This window comes from Prescottella agglutinans (assembly GCF_004011865.1).
GTDB classification, from domain to species: Bacteria; Actinomycetota; Actinomycetes; order Mycobacteriales; family Mycobacteriaceae; genus Prescottella; species Prescottella agglutinans.
Window position 1 is genome coordinate 107,918 of record NZ_RKLP01000006.1, and the last position, 20,117, is coordinate 128,034.

General features: G+C 67.7%; 16 protein-coding genes. 8 read left to right on the forward strand and 8 right to left on the reverse strand.

Features of this window, described 5'->3' with window-relative positions; translation table 11 throughout:
* Positions 1–223: 223 nt before the first annotated feature.
* Positions 224–1,351 carry an NDMA-dependent alcohol dehydrogenase gene (locus EGT67_RS12805; RefSeq protein ID WP_127916458.1) on the reverse strand — a complete coding sequence of 376 codons (1,128 nt, stop codon included), beginning with the start codon at positions 1,349–1,351 and terminating at the stop codon, positions 224–226.
* 134 nt (positions 1,352–1,485) lie between these two features.
* Here EGT67_RS12805 and asnB point away from each other — a divergent pair, with 134 nt between their 5' ends.
* From asnB to EGT67_RS12820, 3 genes are all read left to right on the forward strand, one after another.
* Positions 1,486–3,315, forward strand: a complete 1,830-nt coding sequence (asnB, locus tag EGT67_RS12810; protein ID WP_127916459.1) for an asparagine synthase (glutamine-hydrolyzing) — start codon at positions 1,486–1,488, stop codon at positions 3,313–3,315.
* An 81-nt stretch (positions 3,316–3,396) separates the two neighbouring features.
* The gene (locus tag EGT67_RS12815; RefSeq protein ID WP_127916460.1) at positions 3,397–3,792 is read left to right on the forward strand and encodes a hypothetical protein; all 396 of its coding nucleotides are present in this window, start codon (positions 3,397–3,399) and stop codon (positions 3,790–3,792) included.
* 324 nt (positions 3,793–4,116) lie between these two features.
* Entirely contained in the window at positions 4,117–4,860 is a 744-nt protein-coding gene (locus EGT67_RS12820; RefSeq protein ID WP_127916461.1) for an SDR family oxidoreductase, read from the forward strand.
* Here EGT67_RS12820 and EGT67_RS12825 read toward each other — a convergent pair.
* Positions 4,854–5,750: a LysR family transcriptional regulator gene (locus EGT67_RS12825; RefSeq protein WP_127916462.1), complete on the reverse strand. Its 897-nt coding sequence runs from the start codon at positions 5,748–5,750 to the stop codon at positions 4,854–4,856. The two genes, EGT67_RS12820 and EGT67_RS12825, sit on opposite strands and share 7 nt — an antisense overlap.
* 83 nt (positions 5,751–5,833) lie before the next feature.
* On the opposite strand from EGT67_RS12825, the gene EGT67_RS12830 reads away from it, so the two are divergent.
* Positions 5,834–6,685 (forward strand): EamA family transporter, encoded by an 852-nt coding sequence (locus EGT67_RS12830; protein WP_241566005.1) that lies wholly within the window; start codon positions 5,834–5,836, stop codon positions 6,683–6,685.
* A 147-nt stretch (positions 6,686–6,832) separates the two neighbouring features.
* Here the strand turns inward: EGT67_RS12830 and EGT67_RS12835 are convergent, their stop codons facing one another.
* Positions 6,833–7,339 (reverse strand): hypothetical protein, encoded by a 507-nt coding sequence (locus EGT67_RS12835; RefSeq protein WP_241566006.1) that lies wholly within the window; start codon positions 7,337–7,339, stop codon positions 6,833–6,835.
* Positions 7,340–7,404: 65 nt separating this feature from the next.
* Positions 7,405–9,276: a DEAD/DEAH box helicase gene (locus tag EGT67_RS12840; RefSeq protein ID WP_127916464.1), complete on the reverse strand. Its 1,872-nt coding sequence runs from the start codon at positions 9,274–9,276 to the stop codon at positions 7,405–7,407.
* Between the two features lie 413 nt (positions 9,277–9,689).
* Between EGT67_RS12840 and EGT67_RS12845 the strand changes: the two genes are divergently transcribed.
* The 3 genes from EGT67_RS12845 (at position 9,690) to EGT67_RS25465 (ending at position 12,111) form a co-directional block, all read left to right on the forward strand.
* The gene (locus tag EGT67_RS12845) at positions 9,690–10,538 is read left to right on the forward strand and encodes an isochorismatase family protein (protein WP_127916465.1); all 849 of its coding nucleotides are present in this window, start codon (positions 9,690–9,692) and stop codon (positions 10,536–10,538) included.
* A 36-nt stretch (positions 10,539–10,574) separates the two neighbouring features.
* Complete coding sequence (locus EGT67_RS12850) at positions 10,575–11,846, forward strand: globin domain-containing protein (protein ID WP_127916466.1); 1,272 nt, start codon at positions 10,575–10,577, stop codon at positions 11,844–11,846.
* A 136-nt stretch (positions 11,847–11,982) separates the two neighbouring features.
* The gene (locus EGT67_RS25465; protein ID WP_277750150.1) at positions 11,983–12,111 is read left to right on the forward strand and encodes a hypothetical protein; all 129 of its coding nucleotides are present in this window, start codon (positions 11,983–11,985) and stop codon (positions 12,109–12,111) included.
* A gap of 173 nt (positions 12,112–12,284) precedes the next feature.
* Here EGT67_RS25465 and treY read toward each other — a convergent pair whose 3' ends face one another.
* Together treY and glgX are read right to left on the reverse strand one after the other, a co-directional pair.
* Positions 12,285–14,666: a malto-oligosyltrehalose synthase gene (gene treY / locus EGT67_RS12855; protein WP_127916467.1), complete on the reverse strand. Its 2,382-nt coding sequence runs from the start codon at positions 14,664–14,666 to the stop codon at positions 12,285–12,287.
* Positions 14,663–16,780, reverse strand: coding sequence for a glycogen debranching protein GlgX (glgX, locus tag EGT67_RS12860; RefSeq protein WP_127916468.1), 2,118 nt, complete (start codon positions 16,778–16,780; stop codon positions 14,663–14,665). Before glgX ends, treY begins: the two co-directional genes overlap by 4 nt.
* A gap of 107 nt (positions 16,781–16,887) precedes the next feature.
* Here glgX and EGT67_RS12865 point away from each other — a divergent pair, with 107 nt between their 5' ends.
* Positions 16,888–17,151 (forward strand): PepSY domain-containing protein, encoded by a 264-nt coding sequence (locus tag EGT67_RS12865; RefSeq protein ID WP_127916469.1) that lies wholly within the window; start codon positions 16,888–16,890, stop codon positions 17,149–17,151.
* Positions 17,152–17,165: 14 nt separating this feature from the next.
* On the opposite strand, the gene EGT67_RS12870 is transcribed toward EGT67_RS12865, so the two are convergent.
* Both EGT67_RS12870 and EGT67_RS12875 read right to left on the reverse strand, forming a co-directional pair.
* Positions 17,166–18,701: a hypothetical protein gene (locus tag EGT67_RS12870; RefSeq protein ID WP_127916470.1), complete on the reverse strand. Its 1,536-nt coding sequence runs from the start codon at positions 18,699–18,701 to the stop codon at positions 17,166–17,168.
* A 113-nt stretch (positions 18,702–18,814) separates the two neighbouring features.
* On the reverse strand, positions 18,815–20,071 hold the full coding sequence (locus EGT67_RS12875) for an ion channel protein (protein WP_241566007.1): 1,257 nt from the start codon (positions 20,069–20,071) through the stop codon (positions 18,815–18,817).
* Between the last annotated feature and the right edge of the window lie 46 nt (positions 20,072–20,117).

The following is a 20,117-nucleotide window of genomic DNA, read 5'->3' on the forward strand; positions in this document are numbered from 1 at the left end:
AACAGCAGTGCAAGAAAGGCGATTCGGGGATTTTGGGCAATCCGTCGAAAGTTCTGCATTCATGGAGGCGGTGCCGGCTTCGGCGGTTCCCGTCGGATTCGAAGCTGTCCTCGGCACCCCGAAAAGCGCGAGCATCCCGAAATGTGCAACGCCTCGGCCGCCGTCGTAGACGACGGCCGAGGCGTTGTCGGGATCGGATTACGTGAGATGCCCGATCGGTGATTTACCAGTCCGCTTCGGTGTAGCGGATGACGCCGCGGATGTTCTTGTTGTCGAGCATGTCCTGGTAGCCCTCGTTGACCTGCTCGAGCGAGTAGGTGTTGGTGACCATGTCCTCGAGGTTGAGCAGACCGGCGCGGTACAGGTTCAGCAGGTTCGGGATGTCCACGCGGGCGTTGAAGCCACCGAAGATGTTGCCCTTGAGTTCCTTCTGCAGCATCGCGAACGTGAACGCGTTGAGCTTGACGTCCATGTCGGCCATGTGACCCATGGCGGTGACGACGCAGCGACCGTTCTTGGCCGTGAGTGTGAGGGCGGGGTCGACGTACTCGCCCTTCATCTCGCCGACCGTGATGATCGTCTTCTGGCACATGCGACCCCAGGTGATCTCCATGATCGGGGCGATCGCCTCTTCCATCGACGGGAAGGTGTGCGTGGCACCGAACTTGAGCGCCTGTTCCCGCTTGAAGGGCGACGGGTCGATCGCGAACACGTGGCGCGCGCCCGACGCGACGGCGCCCTGCAGCGCGCTCATGCCGACGCCGCCGACACCGATGATCGCGACCGAGTCACCCGGCTTGACCTCGGCGATGTTCGTCGCCGAGCCCCAACCGGTGGGGACGCCGCAGCCGACGAGGGCCGCGAGCTCGAACGGGATGTCCTTCTCGATCTTGACGGCCTGGGACTCGTGCACCGTCATGTAGGGCGAGAACGTGCCCAGCAGGCACATCGGGATCACGTTCTCCCCGCGGGCCTGGATGCGGTAGGTGCCGTCGGCGATGGCCTGACCGCTGAGCAGCCCCATGCCGAGGTCGCACACGTTGGAATGCCCCTCGGAACACGACGGGCAGCGCCCACAGGCCGGGATGAACGAGAGCACGACGTGGTCGCCGACCTCGAGCCCCGTCACCCCCTCGCCGACCTTGACGACCACACCGGCGCCCTCGTGGCCACCCATCGCGGGGTAGGACGCCATCGGCGTCGCACCGGTGACGATGTGGAGATCGGAGTGGCACATGCCGGCCGCTTCCATCCGGATCTGCACCTCGCCGGCGACCGGGTCACCGAGTTCGATCTCCTCGACCGACCACTTCTCGTTGACGCCCCACAGCAACGCACCCTTGGTCTTCATTGCAACACCCTCCCCATACGTGACTTGCGATGGCTGTGACCATAGCCACAGATCCTTCAAATTGGAACACGTTCTAGATCGTTTTTACAAAACTACGTATTGCTGTGCAGGTAACCGAATTTGGGGGGCGTTACATGTGTGGAATCGCGGGCTGGGTGTCGTTCGACTCCGATCTGACCCGACAACAGAGTGTCATCGACGCGATGACCGACACAATGGCTTTGCGGGGTCCGGACGGAAGCGGCACATTCGTGCGCACTCACGTGGGGCTCGGGCATCGGCGGCTGGCAATTATCGATCCGCCCGGCGGAGCGCAACCGATGAGCGTGAGCACCTCGGCTGGGGACGTCGGAATGGTCTACACGGGGGAGGCATACAACTACCTGGAACTGCGTGATCAGCTGCGGGCTCTGGGGCATTCGTTCCGGACCGACAGCGACAGCGAGGTGGTGCTTCACGCATACCTGCAGTGGGGTGAGTGCGTCGTCGATCATCTCAACGGCATGTACGCCTTCGCGATCTGGGACCAGCGCGACGAGAAGCTGGTGATGATCCGGGACCGCATGGGCATCAAGCCGTTCTACTACTACCCGACACCGGACGGGGTCTTGTTCGGGTCGGAGCCGAAGGCGATTCTCGCGAACCCGCTGGCACGCAAGGCCGTCGACCTCGACGGAGTTCGTGAGCTGTTCGCGATGACGAAGGCGCCGGGCAGGTCGGTATGGAAGGGCATGCACGAGGTGGCGCCGGGCACTCTGATCCGGGTGGACCGCAATGGGATTCACGAACGCACCTACTGGCGCCTGGAGGCGGCCGAGCATACCGACGGCAGGGAGGAGTCCGTCCAGCGCGTGCGGGATCTGCTCACCGACACCGTGGACCGGCAGCTGATCTCGGATGTACCGAGCGGTGTACTTCTCTCGGGCGGCCTGGACTCCAGTGCCATCACGGGTCTGGCCGCGGCGAGTCTGGCGCGCAACGGCGAGCAACTGCGCACGTTCTCGGTGGACTTTCTCCATCAGGAGCAGAACTTCGTCCCCGACGAGGTACGCGGCACCCCCGACGCGCCCTACGCGCGAGACGTCGCGGCGTTGGTGGGGTCCGCACATCAGAACGTGATGCTGAATTCGGTCGACATGCTGGACCTTTCTGTGCGCCGTGCGGTGATCACCGCACGCGACATGCCCGGACTCGGCGACATGGATCTGTCCCTCTACCTGCTGTTCAAGGCGATCCGCGAGCAGTCCACGGTGGCGCTGTCGGGAGAATCGGCCGACGAGGTGTTCGGCGGCTACCCCTGGTTCCACGCCGAGCGGGCGGTCAATGCGGACACCTTCCCGTGGGCGGCCTTCACCGGCGACACCCCCTGGGACGCCCTGAATCCGGAGCTGCGCGAACCATTGGACATCGACAGCTACGTTGCTGACCAGTACGCCGCGGCATGCGCGGAGGTCGAGCACCTGCCCGGTGAATCCGCGGCCGAATTCCGCATGCGCGAGGTCTGCTACCTGCACCTGACCCGGTTCGTGCGTATTCTGCTGGACCGCAAGGATCGCCTCTCGATGGCGGCCGGCCTGGAGGTTCGGGTGCCGTTCTGCGATCATCGCCTCGTCGAGTACGTCTACAACACGCCGTGGCCGCTGAAGACCTTCGACGGACGTGAAAAGAGTCTGCTGCGGCACGCCACGAAACATGTTCTCCCGCAGTCGGTCGTCGATCGAGTGAAGAGCGGGTACCCCTTGACGCAGGACCCGGCGTATGCGACGAACCTGCAGCAGCTCGCGAAGGAGATCCTGTCCGAGACCAATTCGCCGGTGTTCGACCTGATCGACCGGAATTGGCTGCAACAGCTGACAGCACAGGATCCGATGCGGATGGATCCCGTCACCCGGGCAGGCCTGGATCGCGCCGTCGACATCTACACCTGGTTGGACCTGTACAGGCCGGGGCTGCAACTGGATTGAGTGTGAACGACCGAGCTGGAGAGTCCGGCCCCAGCGAGGAGTGCTGGAACGTGCCCGTGTGCGGGCATTTATGGTGAGCGGATGTCGTGGTTCGTGTATGTGGTGCGGTTCTCCGATGGGCGTGACGCGACGATGGATCGTGCCGCTGTGGAGAAGGTCCTCGGCAAGTACCGGGTCCAGGGTGTTTTGGACTCCGAAGATGCGTGCCTGTTCTTCGAGTCGGGCTGCTGCACCGACGTTTCCGTCGGTCTCGCGGACGATGGGCGATCGATTGCGTCGCTCGGCTTCGTGCGTCCCTCGGGCGATCAGGTATGGGACGTCATCCACGAGATTCTGCAGGCGACCGGGGCTGTTCTGATCGACCCGGACGGAGAGATCGTGGTTGCATCGGCCGATGCGCTCGTCGGTCTTCCTGTCCCGTTCGATGAGTATCCGTACACGATCGCGGGTTCCGGCGACGAGATGCCGTGGCGATGACGCTGGTCCGCGTCCTCGAGCGCGATTCGTCGGCTCCGAGGTTCGATCCGGTCGGATGCAGGTGGGGGCCCGGTCCGAGATCACCGGGCCCCCGTTCGTATGTCTGTCGGCTTACGCCCGAGTACGTCCACGCTCGCCCGGAGGTGACCGACTGATACGGGCGCACCGCTGTCATCGCCGCAGTTCGCGGCGGGGTTCCGCACACGCACCCGCTGATGCGTTGCCTTCGGTAGCCTTGAGGCGTCGCGAGATCGGCGACCGTCTTGTCCTCGGTGCAGGGGAAACATGTGATCCCCGAGCAGATTTCGGACGAAAGGTATGCGCATGAAGATCGTCGTAATCGGAGGAACCGGGCTGATCGGCTCGACGGTCGTCGCTCGACTGAATGGACATGGTCATCAAGCGGTTCCGGCCTCGCCGCGTACGGGGGTGAACACACTCACCGGTGAGGGAGTGGAGGAGGTGTTGCGCGGGGCGGACGTGGTGGTCGATGTATCCAACTCGCCGTCGTTCGCCGACGACGATGTGATGAGCTTCTTCCGGAGGTCCACCACGACCCTGCTCGGCGCGGCTGCCGAGGCCGGCGTCGGTCACTACGTCGCCTTGTCGGTGGTCGGTTGCGATCGAATGCCCGAGTCCGGGTACATGCGGGCGAAGCTCGCGCAGGAGGAACTGATCACGGGCGCGAACCTGCCGTACTCGCTAGTGCACGCGACGCAGTTCTTCGAGTTCGCGGGTGGAATTGCCGACTCGGCGACATCGGACGGCAAGGTCCGGTTGTCCGATGCCGGTGTGCAGCCGGTGGCCGCCGAGGAGGTTGCGGCGGCCGTCGCAACGACTGCGGCCGGAGCGCCGGTGAACGGCACCGTCGAGGTCGCGGGCCCCGAGGTGTTCGGGATGGACCAGTGGATCGGCACGGTGCTGACGGCCCGCTCGGATCCGCGCGAGGTCGTCACCGATCCGCAGGCCCGGTACTTCGGGGCGGTGCTCGAGCGCGACAGTCTGCTGCCGGGAAGCGGCGCGCAGCTGGCGCAGATCCGGCTGTCGGAGTGGTTGGCCCGTCAGTGACGCGAATGCGCGGGCGTCGAACCGCTGCTCGCGCTCAGTTCGTCCAGGACCAGCCGCAGCGGCGACCATCGTTCGCGACCGCGGCGAATGACCGCGTAGGTTCGCATGATCACCTCGAGATCGTCGAGGCGCCCGACCTGCACCTCCGAGTGCTGACGGGCCCGCTCGAGGGGGAGTAGACCGACGCCGTGGCACGCGGCAATGAGGTCGTCGATGAGTTCGAGGCTGTCGATGTGGTGGGTGATCCGCGGAGTGAAGCCGGCCATGGAGGCGAGGATGCGCAGGACCTCTTCGTCGGCAGTGTTGCGCGAGTTGACGATCCAGTTGCTGTCTGCGTAGGAGGACAGCGGGCCGGGGCGCCGGTCCGCATGTATGCCGAGCCCCCATTCCATCGTCCAGAGCGCGGTCGCGGCGAAGTCGTTGCGAAGTGCCGCTGGGGCGAGGTTGTAGTCGTACGTGAGCGCGATGTCGACATCGTCGCGGGCAAGCAGTTCGAGAGCCTCGAACGGCTCCTGTTCGGCGATCATGACGGTCACCGCCGACTCGGCCGTCGCGAGTCGAGCGATGGTCGGCAGCAGCGAGCGCCGAATGGCGGACGCGAAGCCCGCTACGCGCACCGTACCGGCCGGCGCCGCATCCACGTCGAGATCCACTATCGCGGCGTCGACCGCGGCCAAGATCGTCACCGCGTGCTCGGCGAGTCGCCGACCAGCCGGCGTCAGGCGCACCCGCCGGCCGTCGGGTTCTGTCAGCGGCGTGCCGATCTTTCGTGTCAGCGCCGCAATGTGTTGGGAGACCGATGAAGTGGTCATCCCGAGCTCGTCGGCGACCTCGCGCATCGAACCCCACCGGGACAGTTCGAGAAGGATGCGGAGTCGGTGCAGGTCCATACACGTCATTGTTCAGGATTGTTGAACGATTAGTCCATATTCTTCGCGTGGAATTTGACGGATGAGTTCGCTTCACTGACCTGATGACGACGATCGAGGCCCGCAGTGCAGCGCGGGCCGGAACCGGGATGGCGCTCTCTGCGATGCTCTGCGTGCAGCTGGGTCTCGCGGCCTCGGTGGCACTCATCGACCAGGTGGGTGTGGCCGGTGCCGCCTGGCTACGGCTTGCCTGGGCCGGTCTTCTCCTCGTCGCGATCGTTCGACCACGCCCAGCGCAGTTCACTGGCCGCGCCTTTCGTTCCGCGGCGGCCCTGGGCGTCGCGACTGCCGGCATGACGATTCTGTTCATGGCCGCGGCGTCACGGATCCCTCTCGGTACCGCGAGTGCCTTGGAGTTTCTCGGACCCCTGGGAATCGCCGTGACCCGAACCCGCGGAGTCGGCCGGCTGTGGGCGCTGGTCGGCGGCGTCGGCATCGTGCTGCTGACACAACCCTGGAGCGGCGATGTCGATCCGGTGGGCGCGGGTTTCGCCCTCGGCGCTGCCGTCTGTTGGGCGGCATACATCCTGCTCACGCAGAAGGTCGGTGACGAGGTGGCCGGCCTTGCCGGCCTGTCCATCTCGATGCCGGTCGCCGGGCTCGTCACGACGCTGGTGGCGGGGCCGGACGTCGTCGCGTGCCTGACGCCGCAACTCCTGCTCCTGGGCCTCGGGCTCGCGGTGCTGGCCCCGGTGGTGCCCTATGCGCTGGAGTTGCTTGCGCTCCGCCGCCTCGACGCGGGGGCGTTCGGCACGCTGCTGAGCGTCGAGCCCGCGGTCGCGGCTCTCATCGGGCTCGTGGCGCTACGGCAGATCCCGAATCCCCTGGCTGTACTCGGTATCGGTTTCGTCGTGGCTGCGGGGATCGGCGCACAACGCGGCGGCGCGAGGACCTGACCACACGCCGGCCCGTGGCCGCCGTCGAAACGTCACCGGTCATGACTGTAGGTTCGGGGCCTACTTGTTGATCGGATGACTCAGGCGGGTGCAGGTGTGCACCTGGGTTCGGACCGCCCGGACGCCGTCGTGGCGATCGTAGCCGGCTCAGTCGCCGTAGTACCTCGCTGCGTCCATCTCGGTGAGCAGTATCCGATCGATACTCTCCGACCGCGACGATCGCGCCCGGGTGGCGCGCTTTTCCCGGAGGGCGACAGCCAAGGCGGGCTCCTCGTCGATCCTTTGTGCCAGGCCGTACAGGACGGCGAGGTGATGCACGCATGGGCGTCGGCGGCCGGTGCACCCGCAGGTTGCGGCGCAGTCTGGAACCTCGACCGCGACCGAAATGCCCTTGTCTCGTAGGTCCGCGACGATGGCGTCCGGGAACTCTCCCGCCGCGATCCGCCGATCGCGGGCACCGGCGCTGCTGAGGATCCTGCGCACGACCGTGACTTCTTCTCGCTGCCAGAGCGGTAGGTCGATGGCCACGGGGAACGTCCTACCGCGCGCGGCTACCTCGGCCTGGATCGCGCCGCCGCCGACCGAGGTGATCGTGACTGCTCCGCGCGCAGCCAGTGCACGAGCCTGGGGCAAAGCAGGATTCGGTGCCGACATGGCCGTCGACTCTATTGTTCGCAGCCAGGTGCGTCCCCAAGCGGTGACGCCGAATTTTGCCCCCATCACAGCGTTCCGATCGCATCGAGGTCGAGCATCGCGCGCAGCTCGGCGTCGGGAAGGTCCGCGAACGCGGCCTCCGATCCGCCCGCGATCGACGCGGCAACCGCGCGTTTCGACTCGTGCATCGCTGCGATGTGATCCTCGATCGTGCCCCCGGTCACGAGGGTGTGCACGTTGACCGTCTGGCGCTGGCCTATCCGATGAGCCCGGTCGGTGGCCTGGTCCTCCACCGCCGGGTTCCACCAACGGTCGTAGTGCACGACGTGGCCGGCGCGGGTGAGGTTCAAACCGAAGCCCGCGGCACGCAGACTCAGGATCAGGACCGGCGACGCGTCGGGAGCGGACTGGAATGTCTCGACCAGCTCGTCCCGCCGTGCCGCGCTGAGCCCGCCGTGCAGAAACGGGACCGTACCCAGGCCCAGTTCCGCGGTCAGGTGCGTCGACAGCAATTCGCCCATCGTGCGGTACTGGGTGAACACCAGCGCGTGGCCTCCTTCCTCGACCATCTCGGCAAGCATTTCCGTTGCGCGGTCGAACTTGCCGGACCTTCCCGACAAACGGTTGCCGTCCGGATTCAGCTGTGCAGGATGGTTGCAGACCTGTTTGAGTGTCGTCAGCAGAGCCAGCACGTTGCCGCGTCGGGTGATTCCGGTGCCGAGGCCGGACGAGAAGGCGGTTTCCACAGCTGCGCGGTAGAGCCGGGTCTGCTCGTCCGTCAGCGTGCACACGGTCGTCGAGTGCAGCTTCGGGGGAAGGTCCGTCGCGACGTCAGCCTTGGTGCGGCGCAACACGTACGGGCCGATTACCGCGGAGAGTCGCGCCGCGGCCGAGGTCGACCGCCCTGACTCGATCGGGGTTGCGAACCGTTGCCGGAACCGGGCGCGGGTGCCGAGAACGCTGGGATTGGTGACGTGTAGGAGCGACCACAGTTCCTCGAGTCGGTTTTCGACCGGGGTACCGGTCATCGCAACCTTGAGCCTCGCCGGCAGCCCGGCGGCAGCCTTGGCCCCCAGCGAGCTGGGGTTCTTGATCTGTTGCGCCTCGTCGAAGACCACCGCGTCCCAGTTCGCGTCAGCGAGTGCGTGTGCGTCGAAACGCAATACGCTGTAGCTCGTGAGGACCACACTGCCGACGCCGAGATCCGTTGGCAGAGAGCGGTTCGGGCCATGGTGGACTGTCACGCGGAGGTCGGGGGCGAACCGGCCGAGTTCGCGGCGCCAGTTGCCGATGACGGAGGTCGGGCATACCACCAGGTGCGGTCCCGCGGAGGCGCGGATGGCGAGCAGCGAGATCGCCTGCAGCGTCTTCCCCAGTCCCATCTCGTCGGCGAGCACGCCGCCACCCTCGCCGGCCAACGCCCTGAGCCAGGCCACCCCGAGAATCTGGTAGGGGCGCAGTGTCGCCCGGAGGCCCGCGGTCCGCAGGTGTTCCGTCAGCGTGACCAGTGCGGCGAACCTGCGCAGCGCCGCTTCCGGAGTGTCGATGGAGGTCTCGTCCCCGTCCAGCGCGGCGTGCGCCGCGGCGGGCATCGTCGCGGCTAGGCCGGCGAACTCGGCGGCGTCCTCCGGCAGCTGCGCCGCCGTCCGCCAGGACCACACCGACGCCCCGATGCCGCCGGAATGCCGTTCGGGGCGCAGATCGCGCAGCCCCGGAAGCGCCGCGGCCAGTTCGACCGTCCGAGTCCGCACGGTTCGCGGCGCGAGGGTCGTTGCATCGACCGGAACCGCGAGTCGGACGTCCGCGGCACTGCCAACTGGAATGCCGTGGGCGGTCAGTGCCGCCTCGATGTCGTCGACGCCCCACCATGCCAGGGAAGCCTGCGCGGGTAAGAAGGTGGCCTGCAGAACTCCGGGATTCGGGTACGACTCGTCCATGTCCGCCGAGGGTAGCGGTGCACGCGTCCTCCGCGTCAATGAAGTCGGCGTCGAAATACGCAGTTCAGGTGTGGTTTTCCCGACATTGACGGTGGTCGGTCCGCCTGCCCTTCGTCCGCCGCGTCGAAGACAGACCGGGTGCGCCAACAGTTTCCCGATGATTCGATGCGTCGGCATCTTCAAGTACTGAAAGTCACGGAGATCGCTGCCACGTCGAATGATTCGCTTGACCGGCCGGACCTACGAGAACGAGATTGCCACGCAGCCCTCTCCGCTGGTTCGCGACCAGGTCTGCATTGCTGAGTGTGTGCTAATTGTCCTGCAGTGCAAGCTGATCCGCGGTTCTTTGTCCTTGCGCGATCTCGATTCGTGGATGGTTCGCCATCGGAAATCCGATCGCGTGTGCGGCGGACATGGCCCATCATGTCGGCATGGCAACGTTCGATGTACGCGTCGAGGACTACGACTCGGGGGATCTCGTCGCGATGGCTGCGGGACCGGAATGGGCGCTGGACCCGACGCGCGCGGCGTTGTTGGTCCACGACCTCCAGCCGTACTACCTCGACGTGCTCGCCGCCGGCGTCCGCACCCGCCTGGGCGCCCAGGTCGAGCGAGTCGTGGACTGGGCCGCGGCGCACGAAGTGCCGGTGATCGGAAGCGGGCCGCGTCCGGCCTCGATACTCGCACAGCGAGGACTGCTCGGGCAGCTGTGGGGACTCGGCCCAACCCGTGATCAGGCCACCGCGATGGCTTTGCGGGGGCTCGAGGGCGACCACGTGAGGTGGATACGTAAGCGAAGCTACAGTGCGTTCTTCGCCACGGACCTGGCAGAGGAGCTTCGACGCCTCGGTCGCGATCAACTTGTCGTCGTCGGAGTTTTCGCGACGGCGGGGGTGCTGGCCACCACCTACGACGCCTTCGCTCGAGACGTCGAGTGCTTCGTGCCGATCGAGGCCACAGCGGATTACACCAAGGAGCTGCACGCCACTGCGCTCACTTTGATCTCGGCACTCACGGGGCGGGTGACCACCGTCTCGCAGATTGTCGACACGGATCAGTCAGACGAAGCATCCCACGCACCCTTGCTCGACCATGAGCTCGCCGGCGAGCGTGAGCAGCCTCGAGGCTGCCTGTCCAGCAGGTGCTCTGAAATCGACTGGGCGGGACACCCGGACCACCGTCTGAGGCGTGAGTCACAATCCGGGCAATCGGCCCGAACCGTACAAATTGCCTGTCGTCCCCGGATCGGTGATGCTGTATAGCGGTAACCGGTTGGTCGCGAAAGGTCTGATTTCCTCATGTCTACCGTAGCCGCCCCCGTCGGCGTCTCCAGTGTCGTGCGCTCCGCAATCGCGGGCGCCGACGAGGCCGGCGGAGCGAAGGTGGCGACGCTGAATTCGTCTCGGCTGTCCGCGGACTCGCTGCCGATCATCCGGGCGACGTTGCCGGTGGTGGGGGAGCGCCTCGGGGAGATCAGTGAGGTGCTCTACCGTCACCTGTTCGACGGTCTGCCCTCGTTCGCATCCGATCTGTTCAATCGGTCGAACCAGGAGAACGGGGAACAGCAGAAGGCCTTGGCCGGGTCGATCGCGGCGTTCGCCACCCTGCTGGTCACCGAGGACGCGACGCCGGTGGACCGGGTGATGTCGCGGATCGCGGCCAAGCATGCGTCTGTGGGGATCGTGCGGGCCCACTACGACCTCGTGCACCGGGCGCTGTTCAGGGCCATCGCCGACGTGCTGGGGGACGTGGTGACTCCCGAGGTCGCCGCGGCCTGGGACGAGGTGTACTGGTTGATGGCCGACTCGCTGATCGCGCAGGAGGCGTCGGTCTACGGCACGGTGGGGGTCCCCGCTGGTCGCGTGTGGCATGTGCTCACGGTTGTCGGCCGACGTGAGGTCGCGCCCGGGGTGTGGACCTTCACGCTGGCCGGCGGCGAAGGCACGCCGATGACGAACTACGCAGCTGGTCAGTATGTTTCAGTTGCGATGATCGACGAGAACGGTGCCCGTCAGATCCGTCAGTACACGGTGATGTCGGGCGATGCGCCGGACACGTGGGAGATCACGGTCGAGCCGATGCCGGGAGGCCTGGTGTCGAACCGGCTGATCGCCGTCGCCGAGATCGGGTATCCGCTGGTGGTATCGATTCCCGCCGGGGCGGCGTATCCGGTCCCGAGCGACAATCCGGTTGTGCTCGGCTCGTCCGGCGTCGGATCCGCTCTGACCGTCGCCATCCTGCAGCAGATGATCAGCGTGGGGGAGACGCGTCCGGTCTACGTGGTGCACGTCGACCAGGATGAGGTCTCGTTCGCCCACCGGAGTCGAATCCGCGACCTCCTCGAGGCGTACCCGGGGGAATCCTCGCTGGAGACCTACTACGTGCAGGATCCCGAGCAAGCGGTGTCCCTGCTGCGTGACCGCGAGTGGTACGCGGGCGCCGAGGTGTACCTCTGCGGCTCGCCTCGATTCATGCGTCAGGTTCGCAGGGTCGCCGTGGTCAAGGGCATCGCCCCGGAGAACATCCACTACGAGGTGTTCACGCCGGATTCCTGGCTCGGCTTCGACTGACCGCGGTAGCGGTCAAACGTCCGTTGGACCCAATCGCTCTGAGTGAGTTCCGCTCTCACGCCTCGCGCGATTACTACGGTCTGTAGTACATTTCTGCATGCGCAACCGCGCAACGACATTCGGATGAGGAGTAGTAATGGGTTCTTCTGAGGCAGACCTCGCGTTGATCAAGCAGATTCAGCCTGTCGTGAGTGGCATCGGCGGCGTGCTCGCGGGTGTCGGAGCACTGCTCGGCCTGATCGGTGCGCTCGCCACCTTCAGCTGAGAAGGAAGCTGCTCACGTCTGAGCTGAAGTAGTAGCGCGCCCCGTCGTCGGGGCGCAGGGGTCGCTGAAGGTCGTTGCCACACCCGCTGGTCGGGTACGGCAACGGCCTTCAGTGCTGTCCGCGCCACGATAGCGTCCGGGGCCGGCAGGAAGACGGTGAAGGCCCCGACCCGTCACGGCCGGTCCAGTCGGACCAGCAGCGCCACGGGCAGCCGGCCGAACACCTTGGACAGCGGCGCGGCGCCGGCGTAGAGCTCACCGGTGAGTCGGTCGAACCAGCTGCCGTTGGGGAGTGCCACGCTGGAACTCTCCCAACCGCTTTCGCCGAGGCGAACGCTGTGGCGGGTGGCGAGCGCGATGACGTCGGACGCTTCGCCGGCCGGGCCGCGGGCGAATCCCACGAGGTGCTCGGCCGTCGGGCCGACGCCGAACACCGGACGGTAGTGGCCGCCGACGAAGCTGTCGGGCCGGTCGCGGCGCAGGCGCAGGGCGGCGCGGGTCAGGTGCATCTTCGCGGCGCCGGAGGCATCGATCGGTGGTGTCTCCACGCCCGGGGTGTCCATCGACTTCAGCAGGGCGCGCCGCACCTCGTGGTCGACGGGGCGACGGTTGTCCGGGTCGACCAGCGAGTCTTCCCACAGTTCGGTGCCCTGGTAGACGTCGGGGATGCCGGGCCCGCACAGCTGCAGCAGCTTCTGCCCCAGCGAGTCCGACCAACCGTGCGGCGCGAGTTGCCGCGCGACCAGGCCGATGCTGCGGCCGACGGGGCCGTCGACGATGCGGTCGATCCACGCGTGCAGGGCGTGCTCGAAGTGCGCGTCGATCTCGGTCCAGGACGTCCTCGTCCCGGATTCGCGGGCCGCCTTCTCGGCGAACCGGTGCAACCGGTCGCGGAGGTCCGGGACGGCGGCGGGGTCCCGCCCGTCGACCGGCCAGATGCCGAACATGTTCTGCCACAGGAACAGCCCGATCACCCCGTCCGGGCTGGGGGCGGACATCTCCCAGTCGGCGACGCACCGCACCCACAGCTCCGGAACCTGCGAGAGCACGCCGATCCGGGCCCGGACGTCCTCGCCGCGCTTGGTGTCGTGCGTCGACAGGGCCGTCATCGTCCGCGGCCACAGCCGGGCCCGGTCGGCGGCCCGCAGGTGGAACTCGGCGATCGAATGCCCGAAACGTCCTGGATCGCCGCCCACCTCCTGCAGCGACACCAGTCGCGCGGTGCGGTAGAACAGGCAGTCCTCGACGGCCTTGGCGGTGACCGCGCCGCACACCTGCTGGAAGCGTGTGTGCGACTCGCTCCCGGTGACGAGGGCGCCGGCGAGCGTGGTCAACGCGGACCGCCACTCCGGGTGCCGGTCGAGGGTGTCGGCGATCAGGCGGGGGAGCGTGCGGGTCAGCGGGGCGTAGTCGGTCCGGTACGCCGGTGCGGTCGCCAGCACCTCGACGAGCGCGTCGCGCAGCAGGTCCGGGTTGCAGAAGGTCGGCGAATCGCGCAGGACCGCCCGGGCGAGGCGGCGCAGTTCGGGTGCCAGGTCGCTGCGTGCGGCGCGGCGGCGCAGCTCGGTCCCGTTGTCCCGCAACCACGTCGCGTCCCCCGGGGCCCCCGCGCGGCCGGCGAGTTCGGTGAGCACCGGCGCGCCGTCGGGGTCGAGGAAGACGCCGCCGTACTCGGCCAGCGCGTCGTACCCGGTGGTGCCGTCGATCGGCAGCGTCGGATCCAACGGCTCGTCCGGGGCCAGGATCTTCTCGGCCACCAGCCAGCGGTCGGGGCCGATCACCTCCCGCAGGTTCCGGAAGTATCCGGCGGGATCGCTCAGGCCGTCCGGGTGATCCACCCGGACACCGTCGACAAGTCCGTCACGCACCCACGACGCGAACTGGTGGTGGGTGGTGTCGAACACGCGCGGGTCCTCCTGGCGCACCGCGGCCAGGTCGTTGATCGCGAAGAACCGGCGATACCCCACGGCGCCGTCCCGCCAGCCCACCAGCCGATACGCCTGCCGATCGTGGACCTCGCGGGGTTCGCCCTCGTCGGTGCCCGGCGCGATCGGGAACCGGGCGTCGCCGAGGGCGAGCAGCGGGGTGCCGTTGCTGCGATCGATCCGCAGACCGTTCAGATCGGACGCGTCCTCCAGGACGGGCAGTGCGATGCGACCGTCCGAACCGTTGTCCTCGCGCCAGTCGATGTCGAAGAACCGCGCGAACGGCGACCGGCGGCCGTGCATCAGAACATCCCACCACCAGCGGTTCTCCTGGGGGTGGGCGATACCGAGGTGGTTGGGGACGAGGTCGACGATCAGGCCCATGCCGCGCTCGCTCAACTCGGCCGAGAGCGCGACCAGGGCGGCGCGCCCACCCAGTGCGGACGAGACCGTGGTGGGGTCGGTGACGTCGTAGCCGTGAGTGGATCCCGCCGTCGCCGTCAGGATGGGCGACAGGTACAGGTGGGAGACGCCGAGTCGGTCCAGATAGTCCGCGAGACGGCGGGCGTCGTCGAGGGTGAACGAATCACCCCGTAGTTGGAGTCGGTACGTCGCGGTGACCGGTCTCATGACGGCCGGTCCCGACGTAGCACCAGCAGGGACCGGGACGGCACGGTGAGGACCTCACCGGACTTGGTCGCGAGATCCGTTGCGCCCGTGGGTGATGCGGTGTCCAGCTCGCCGAGCCACGCGGCGTGGCGATCGCCGCCGGGCACGGTGAACGCGAGGTCCCCGTCGTGCGCGTTGAAGAACAGCAGGAACGAGTCGTCGACGACACGGCGGCCGCGGTTGTCCGGTTCGGGGATCGCGTCGCCGCCCAGGTAGACGACGAGTCCCTTGCCGAAGCCGCTGTCCCAGTCCTCGGTCGTCATCTCCCGCCCGGACGGGGTGAGCCAGGCGATGTCGCGGCCGTGCTCGTCGCGGACCGGTCTGCCGGCGAAGAACCGACGGCGCCGGAACACCGGATGCGCCGCGCGCAACGCCGTCGCGCGGCGGGTGAAGGCGAGCAGGTCGGCGTTCGACCCGGCCAGCGTCCAGTCCATCCAGGACAGCGGCGAATCCTGGCAGTAGACATTGTTGTTGCCGTGCTGGGTGCGGCCCATCTCGTCGCCGTGCGCCAGCATCGGGGTGCCCTGGCTCAGCAGCAGCGTCGCGAGGATGTTCCGGCGCTGGCGGGCGCGCAGCGCCAGGATCTCCGGGTCGTCGGTGGGGCCTTCGACACCGCAGTTCCAGGACCGGTTGTGGCTCTCGCCGTCGCGGCCCTCCTCGCCGTTGGCCTCGTTGTGCTTCTCGTCGTACGACACCAGGTCGGCGAGCGTGAACCCGTCGTGGGCCGTCACGAAATTGATGCTCGCGCCGGGCCGGCGTCCGGTGGCCTCGTACAGGTCCGACGAGCCGGTCAGGCGCGAAGCGAACTCGCCGAGCGTCGCGGGCTGACCGCGCCAGTAGTCGCGGACTGTGTCGCGGTACTTGCCGTTCCACTCGGTCCACAGGCCGGGAAAGTTCCCCACTTGGTAGCCGCCCTCGCCGACGTCCCACGGCTCGGCGATCAGTTTCACCTGACTGACCACCGGATCCTGCTGCACCAGGTCGAAGAACGCGGAAAGCCGGTCCACGTCGTGCAGTTCCCGTGCCAGCGTCGACGCCAGGTCGAAGCGGAAGCCGTCGACATGCATCTCGGTGACCCAGTACCGCAGCGAATCCATGATCAGCTGGAGTGTGTGCGGATGCCGGGCGTTGAGGCTGTTCCCGGTCCCCGTGTAGTCCTTGTACAGCGCGGGATCGTCGTCGTCGAGCCGGTAGTACGCGGCGTTGTCGATGCCCCGGAACACGAGCGTCGGGCCCCGATGATCGCCCTCGGCGGTGTGGTTGTAGACGACGTCGAGGATCACCTCGATGCCGGCCTCGTGGAACGCGCGGACCATCGCCTTGAACTCGGTGACCACGCCGCTGGGCTTGGTGGCCGACGAGTACTCCGCGTGCGGGGCGAGGAAGCCGAAGGTGTTGTATCCCCAATAGTTTCGCAGTCCCTGATCGAGCAGGATCTGGTCGTGCATGAACTGGTGCACCGGCATCAGTTCGATCGCGGTGACGCCGAGGGACCGCAGGTGGTCGATCACCTCGGGGTGCGCCAGGCCCGCGTAGGTTCCGCGGAGTTCCTCCGGCACACCGGGGTGCGTCGCGGTCATGCCCTTCACGTGCGCCTCGTAGATGAGCGTCTCGTGGTACGGGGTGCGCGGTGGCCGGTCGGCGCCCCAATCGAAGTACGGGTTGATCACCACCGTCGTCATGGTGTGGCCCAGGGAGCCCTCGCCGAATGTGCGGAGCGACGGGTCGCCGCCGAAGGCGCCGTCGAACGCCTTCCCGTACGGGTCGAGCAGGAGCTTGGACGGGTCGCAGCGCAGGCCGGACGCCGGGTCGTGCGGTCCGTGCACCCGGAAGCCGTAGCGCTGGCCGGGGCCGACCGAGGGCAGGTACGCGTGCCAGACGTATCCGTCCACCTCGTCCAGCGGTATCCGCGTCTCGGTGCCGTCCTTCGCGATCAGGCACAACTCGACGGCGTCGGCCACCTCGGAGAACACGGAGAAGTTGGTGCCGCCGCCGTCGTAGGTGGCGCCCAGCGGGTACGCGCTGCCCGGCCACACCTCGACCCGTGGGGTCGGCGGCGAGTCCGTACGCTCCATGCGGAAACCCTAGCCCGAGCGAGGCCGTCGAGGTCGACGACGCGGTGGGACACGGCTAGCGTGGATGGTGCGACATCGCCATCGAGACCGACGAGGTGCACGTTGTCATGGACGCCGGTGAACTGACACTGATAGCGGTTGCGGTGCTCGGGCCCGTGGCCGTCGGGATGGGCGCGATGTTCGGGGGATCCGGCGTCGCGGAGGCCCAGGAAGGAGCGCCGACGCCCGGAATCCTGAGCATCGAACTCGACGAGGAGGACGGGCGGCCGACGGCCGAGGTGGACCTCGTCGACCTGCAGGGCGACCAGCGCGAAATCGAGATCGACCTGCAAACCGGCCGCATCATCGAGGACGAACCGGACACCGACTGAGTCGATCGTGGCGGTCAGTCGTCGAGGGCGTCCTCGATGAGCGGTTCGAGGGCGCGGTGGGCTTCGGGGGAGAGACCGGCGGTGAGGGTGTCGACGGCGTCGATGACCTCCTCGCGTTCCAGGGTGTAGAGGAACTGGTGCTTGCGGTTGAGGGCCGCGATCGTGTCGAGGAACCCGGTTGCCGCGGCGGTCACGGTGTTCTCGTCCGTCGGTGACTCGTCGCGGACCTGGCGGAGGGCGGCGATGAACGCCGTGCGGGCCTTCTTCGCGACCGTGCGGGGGATGCCGTCGCGGCCGTCCCAGTGGCGCAGCGGGTTCTCGAGGTTCTCGGCCAGCCATTCGGGCTTGCGGGGCCTGCGGACGGTCACCTCGACGCGCGGCGCCTTCCTGTATCGGGCGCGCACGCGGGCGGCGACGTCGGCGGGGATGCTGTCGAGGTCGAGACTCGTGAGTGTCGGGAGTTCGTCCGGGCCGGGGAAATCATCGGGCGCGTAACCGAACAGGTCGCAGATCCACAGGGACGCCAGCCTCGGCAGGGCCGGCAACCCGTCGAGGCTGTGGAGCAGGCCCGGAGCGCCGAACAGGTGCAGCCAGGCGATGCCCGGGAAGCGCTCGGCGACGTCGGTGACATCCAGGTTCTCGATGACGCCGATCCTCAGCCCGTGCACGCGGTCGAGTCCGCGGACTGCAGGCACGGTTCCGGTGAGGTGCACGGTGATCCAGCGGCCGGCGTCATCGGCCACGACGCGCAGGTCGCGGCCGACGTCCCCTCCGGTGCCGTGCAGGTTCAAGAGGTCGAGGCTGGGTGGGAGCACCAGGAGTTCGAGCCCGGTGACGTCGATCGTGAGCCGGTCGAGACCCGTCCGGGACAGGTCGATCTCGCGTTGCCCGTGCCTGGTGAGGGTCAGATCCTTGACGAGCGGTGAGGACTCGAGGAACGGCAGGAGGTCGTCGCGCCACGACTGGAGTGTCAGCTGGTAGAGCGCGGGCCAGGCACGCAGCGACTCCATCTGGAAGTCCTCGGCGACCGAGTAGTCGGCGTGATCGCTGAACGTGCGCGCGGCGAGCAGGCGCGTTTCGTACCGAGCGCCGCCGCGGGCGTAGGCGAGGCCCGGCACCGTGACCGTTTCCTCGCTCGCGAGCGCCGTCCGGAACGCCGCCGTCGTCTCGCTCGGGAGCGTGTCCCATCGGTACTGTCGAATGACGTCGGGGGCGAAATCCCAGGCGTCGTAGGAACGTGTGGTGGTCTCGCCGGTCACGGGAAGCGTGCCGATCCTCACGTACTCGGCCGGCACTTCGACGGGCACGTTCTTCAGGATCTCCGCGGGCGTCCAGAACATGAAGTCCCGCACCATCCGCGGCACGTCGGCAAGCGCGGCGACCTCGGGCACCGCCGTGCCGGTCCAGGCGAGGACCGCCACCGTCGCCAACCCTCGCGCATCATCGACGGCCACCACCTGGCATGCGCCGTAGCGCCCGATGCGTGCGAGCGGGAAGACGAAAACTTCACCGGGACAGGGGACAACGGCAGGGGAGTCGGATTGTGTCAACGCTCGCAACCTTCGGCACTGGAGTCGACCGCGCGGGGCGATCCCCCGCACGGGAACACGATACGGAATCTCCCAGCGTAGGGATCGCGGTCGCGGGGCCGCGGGGCCGACGGTCAGCTGACGTGCTTCTCCAAGGGGACCGTGTTGGGGCCCACCACCAGTTGGCCGCGGTGCACCGCGAGCAGCCAGACCGGGAAGACGGCGACACAGAGCACCGGGATCACGCCGAACGACGCCACCATCGTCGCGCCGATGAACAGGCCCAACCAGCAGCTGCGAACCGCGACGACGAGCGCCCCGAGGACCGCGCACGAGATGGACAGCGCCGGAGGGACGCTGTCGAAGACCGCGTGGACGAACAACCCGACGTCGAGACCCACGAACACGGACGCGAAGGTACGTCCGCCGCGGAATCCGCAGCTGGACGCGACGAGCAGCGCCGCGAGGTTGATCAGCGCCCAGAGCGCGAGCCGGCCCGCGGACTGGTTCGCGGCATCCGCGGTGACCCGGGCCATATTGTCGGCGTCCTTGAACAGCGTGGCCGGGCCGCCGACCGCGCCGAGGACACCGAGGACCGCGCCGCCCAGGCCGACGCCGAGCACCGGGTTCGGCAACGCGTGGAAGAGGGCGTGCATGCGGTGGAACGCGGGCACACCCAGCAGGAAGAGCGCCGCGGTGCCGACGGCCACGAGGGAGCCGATGAGCACGTCGCCGATCGTCGGCCACCGGTAGTCGGGGACGTCGAGGATCAGCATCGGACGGTCGAGCAGGAACATGGTCACGGTCCCGGCCCCGGCGGCGACCAGCGGGGCGAACATGTTCTCCCACAGTTCACCTTTCGGGCGGCGCCCGGCGAGTTCGACGAACGCCAGCGGCCCCGCCAGGGGCGTCCCGAACAGGACTCCGATCGTCGCCGACGTCGTCAGCCACACCACGCGCTTGGTCGGCACACTCGGCCACAACCGCGCCAGCACCCAGGCGGCGACCGCGACGTTGATCGCGATCAGCGGGTTCTCCGGGCCGAGACTGACGCCGGCCCCGAGGGCGAGGATCACGACGAGCGCGAGCGACGGCAGCGACTTCATCGGGATGGGCGGCCCGACCAGGCCGGCCGTCGCCGGATCGGGTCCCCCGTGGCCGGGGAGCATCCACACCAGCAGACCGACGAGCACGCCGATCCCGGTGAGGACCGCGAAGATCCACCATCGGGCGAATCCGTCGAACCCGACGAGGTCCGGGATCCAGGTGTAGAGCAGATCGGTGACCCGGTCCGTGGCGATCACGATCACGATCGGGATACCCGCGGAGGCCACGCCCAGGAACAGGGAGGGAACCGCCTCGCGGGCGATCGTCCCGGTGCTGGGAAACACGACGTCCAACACGACCCCCGGGAGGGATGATGGTCATCGACTGTTC

Excerpts from the sequence above, each read along its gene's own strand:
- EGT67_RS12820 (WP_127916461.1), top strand. The coding sequence starts at position 4,117 with ATGAAGATCGTCGTAATCGGAGGAACCGGGCTGATCGGCTCGACGGTC.
- EGT67_RS25465 (WP_277750150.1), top strand. The coding sequence starts at position 11,983 with ATGGGTTCTTCTGAGGCAGACCTCGCGTTGATCAAGCAGATTCAGCCT.
- EGT67_RS12805 (WP_127916458.1), bottom strand. The coding sequence starts at position 1,351 with ATGAAGACCAAGGGTGCGTTGCTGTGGGGCGTCAACGAGAAGTGGTCG.
- EGT67_RS12850 (WP_127916466.1), top strand. The coding sequence starts at position 10,575 with ATGTCTACCGTAGCCGCCCCCGTCGGCGTCTCCAGTGTCGTGCGCTCC.
- EGT67_RS12830 (WP_241566005.1), top strand. The coding sequence starts at position 5,834 with ATGACGACGATCGAGGCCCGCAGTGCAGCGCGGGCCGGAACCGGGATG.
- EGT67_RS12815 (WP_127916460.1), top strand. The coding sequence starts at position 3,397 with ATGTCGTGGTTCGTGTATGTGGTGCGGTTCTCCGATGGGCGTGACGCG.
- EGT67_RS12825 (WP_127916462.1), bottom strand. The coding sequence starts at position 5,750 with ATGGACCTGCACCGACTCCGCATCCTTCTCGAACTGTCCCGGTGGGGT.
- asnB (WP_127916459.1), top strand. The coding sequence starts at position 1,486 with ATGTGTGGAATCGCGGGCTGGGTGTCGTTCGACTCCGATCTGACCCGA.
- EGT67_RS12845 (WP_127916465.1), top strand. The coding sequence starts at position 9,690 with ATGGCCCATCATGTCGGCATGGCAACGTTCGATGTACGCGTCGAGGAC.
- glgX (WP_127916468.1), bottom strand. The coding sequence starts at position 16,780 with ATGGAGCGTACGGACTCGCCGCCGACCCCACGGGTCGAGGTGTGGCCG.
- EGT67_RS12840 (WP_127916464.1), bottom strand. The coding sequence starts at position 9,276 with ATGGACGAGTCGTACCCGAATCCCGGAGTTCTGCAGGCCACCTTCTTA.
- treY (WP_127916467.1), bottom strand. The coding sequence starts at position 14,666 with ATGAGACCGGTCACCGCGACGTACCGACTCCAACTACGGGGTGATTCG.
- EGT67_RS12865 (WP_127916469.1), top strand. The coding sequence starts at position 16,888 with ATGGACGCCGGTGAACTGACACTGATAGCGGTTGCGGTGCTCGGGCCC.
- EGT67_RS12835 (WP_241566006.1), bottom strand. The coding sequence starts at position 7,339 with ATGTCGGCACCGAATCCTGCTTTGCCCCAGGCTCGTGCACTGGCTGCG.